Here is a 2,609-nt window from a genome sequence, read left to right on the forward strand (position 1 = left end):
GTTCACTTGTTCGACTTTATCGAACGATCCCGCCGCAATAGAAGATCCACTTGAGGGGTTATCGGTTTGTTGCGAAGACTCGGATTTTTTTAACAACGAAGAAGAAGATTTGGGGATTAATTCTTCAAGGTACGCATTTTCTACGCTTGTGGCTTGTTGGGCAGCAATATCCCAAATTGATTCATCTTCACACGCACATTCATGGGTGGGGGGTGCGCCGGGAGGTGGGGGCGCTTCTTGTGTTTGTTCTTCTTCTTTTTGGTTTTCTTTATATTGTTCTTCTATATATACAGGGGTTGATTGACCACCCCTGGTTGAACCACCTCCGGTTGAACCACCTCCGGTTTTGACCCCCCTGGTTGAACCACCCCCTGAAAACAAGTCACTGGTCAATTCTGCTTGTGGCAAAGAATTGCGAAAAGCAATCGCATCTTCGGTGTCTTTGAAAACGTGATATTCAAAATCAAATAAGCCAGATAAAGTGCGAATTTTCCGCCTGATTAGGTGATTATGGATCTCGGCATTTTTGAGAATTTTTCTTAACTTATCTCGACCGTAACCCAGGGAAATTTGAATATTAGTGAAGTTGACTTCAAAGCCTTCATCATGTGATGTCATCCAGCAAATAAGTCTGAATGTACTATCATCAATTTCCGAATTACGAATGAGTGCGTTAGAAATTTGAGTATAATGCCCTCTGGTAGATTTTCCCGCTACGACCTTACTCATAAGCTACTTTTCCTCCTGTGCTAATCCAACAAACTTCTTGTCAAAGAAAATAACTATGTTCTCAAGTTCTCAAGATTGTTTAAATTCAAAAGCTGAAGTTTTTCTACAAAGAGATTTATTTTGTAAGCAGTAAGTCCACTGCTTGTTGTTTGAGCAAATATTGCGTCTATGACAGCATCCAAGTTTGGTATTAGACACTTATTTGACGGAAGTATTTGAGATTGACGGCAGGAGTGGCTTCTCTAGATTTAATACTACCATATTATTTACAGTATCGTGACAATTGCAGCAAAAACATTTGGGGTATAATAGTCATAGTAGTATTGAGGTTATGCCAATGCGAAACAAAATCAAGCAATTTTTAGAGAATCGAGGGCTGTCAGCTTATCGAATGATTCAAGATGCCAAAATTTCTGACACCACGGGGTACAAATTAGCAGCAGACCCGACTTACATTCCTTCCTCCAAGATCCTGGAAGCTCTTTGCGAAACCTATAGGATTCAACCAGGAGAGATATTGGAGTGGTTTCCGGCAGAAGAGGTGGGCAAAGATGGTTAACCCTTTAACCACCACCCCTCTGTCCTACCCAGGAAGGTTGGCAAAGGAGCGTCGCCAGCCAGAATGAAGACAGATACTATCTTTTACACTCTGTTTCAAAATCTTCCTAGTGTTCTGTTTGAGTTGATGGAACAATCCCCTGCTATTGCCGCACATTACCAGTTCACCTCCGTAGAAATAAAGGAGTTAGCACGTCGCTTGGATGGGTTATTTTTACCCAAAGCTGACTTCCCCGAAGATCCAATTTATTTTGTGGAAGTGCAGTTTCAACGGGATGACGATCTGTACTGGCGGTTAATAACAGAGGCATTTTTATACCTGAATCAGTACAGACCGGACAAATCCTGGCAAGCTGTGGTGCTTTGGCCCAAACGCAGTTTTGACCCTGGCATACCTCTGGCTTATCAAACTTCACTGGCGCTTGGGCAAATTCAAATTGTCTATTTGGATGAGTTAGCTGATACATTGCCTGATTCTATTGGGTTGGGAATTGTTAAGTTCGTGGTTGCTGCCTCCGATGAAGCAGTGATAAAAGCTAGAAACTTAATCAACGCAGTGCAGCAGTCACCTGAACCAAGCCGGAGAAACCTTTTAGAATTGATAGAAAGGATGTTAGTTTACAAGTTTGCAGACAAGAGTCGGCAGGAACTAGAAGCAATGTTTGGATTAACACAGTGGCAACAAACCCGGTTTTATCAAGAAGCTCAATTAGAAACAAAGTTAGAGACAGTGCCACGGCTGTTGAAAGTGGGATTGAGCATAGAAGAAATAGCCGAAGCACTGGAGTTAGATATTGAAACGGTGCGACAAGCTGTTGAAAAACATAGTGAGCGGAAGTCTTAAAGAGCAGAGGTCTTAAAACTGTTAAGCATTTGCGCTAACTGCGCGGTTACAGTGTCGTGCAGATATTTGCTTTTACTCACGTACTAGTAGCGGGAATTCCCTGATTTTCAGTTGTTCAGGAAACTCGTGAATTTCTCCACCCTTGCGCTCACGGGTTTTGAATCGCTGTCCCTGGTAGTGAGCATTAGCACCCAACTGCTTGACAAACACGGGTGTATTGGAAGCCTGACACTGGTTGACGATTGACTCAATCCATTCAATATGGCATGGTCTGGAATTGGGACCAGACTCCCCACCGCATATAATCCACGAAATCGTCGGTTCTTTTCTCTCCATTTCACTATTACACTGCCAGCAGTATTGGTAGTATTTATCTGGGGGATTAATACCAGTGACTCCACAATTTGGACATTTAATTTTGTGTCCTAAATAGCCAATTCCATTGTTGTGATATCGGGATAAAGTAATTTCCTCAAGC

General features: G+C 42.4%; 3 protein-coding genes and 1 pseudogene. 2 read left to right on the plus strand and 2 right to left on the minus strand.

Annotated elements, in window-relative coordinates; all coding sequences use genetic code 11:
- Positions 1 to 729: pseudogene (locus tag HCR01_RS39745) on the minus strand (helix-turn-helix domain-containing protein); the annotation flags it as partial.
- Between the two features lie 337 nt (positions 730 to 1,066).
- On the opposite strand from HCR01_RS39745, the gene HCR01_RS37615 reads away from it, so the two are divergent.
- Complete coding sequence (locus HCR01_RS37615) at positions 1,067 to 1,288, plus strand: helix-turn-helix domain-containing protein (protein WP_226890085.1); 222 nt, start codon at positions 1,067 to 1,069, stop codon at positions 1,286 to 1,288.
- 63 nt (positions 1,289 to 1,351) lie between these two features.
- The gene (locus tag HCR01_RS37620; protein WP_193200964.1) at positions 1,352 to 2,131 is read left to right on the plus strand and encodes an Rpn family recombination-promoting nuclease/putative transposase; all 780 of its coding nucleotides are present in this window, start codon (positions 1,352 to 1,354) and stop codon (positions 2,129 to 2,131) included.
- Positions 2,132 to 2,203: 72 nt separating this feature from the next.
- Here the strand turns inward: HCR01_RS37620 and HCR01_RS37625 are convergent.
- The coding region (locus HCR01_RS37625; protein ID WP_193200965.1) for a DUF5131 family protein at positions 2,204 to 2,609 on the minus strand (406 nt) is incomplete at its 5' end.

The sequence above is a fragment of the Nostoc sp. MG11 genome (genome assembly GCF_014904695.1).
Lineage (GTDB): Bacteria > Cyanobacteriota > Cyanobacteriia > Cyanobacteriales > Nostocaceae > Komarekiella.

Coding starts and splice junctions, on each gene's coding strand:
- HCR01_RS37615 (WP_226890085.1), top strand. CDS start 1,067: ATGCGAAACAAAATCAAGCAATTTTTAGAGAATCGAGGGCTGTCAGCT.
- HCR01_RS37620 (WP_193200964.1), top strand. CDS start 1,352: ATGAAGACAGATACTATCTTTTACACTCTGTTTCAAAATCTTCCTAGT.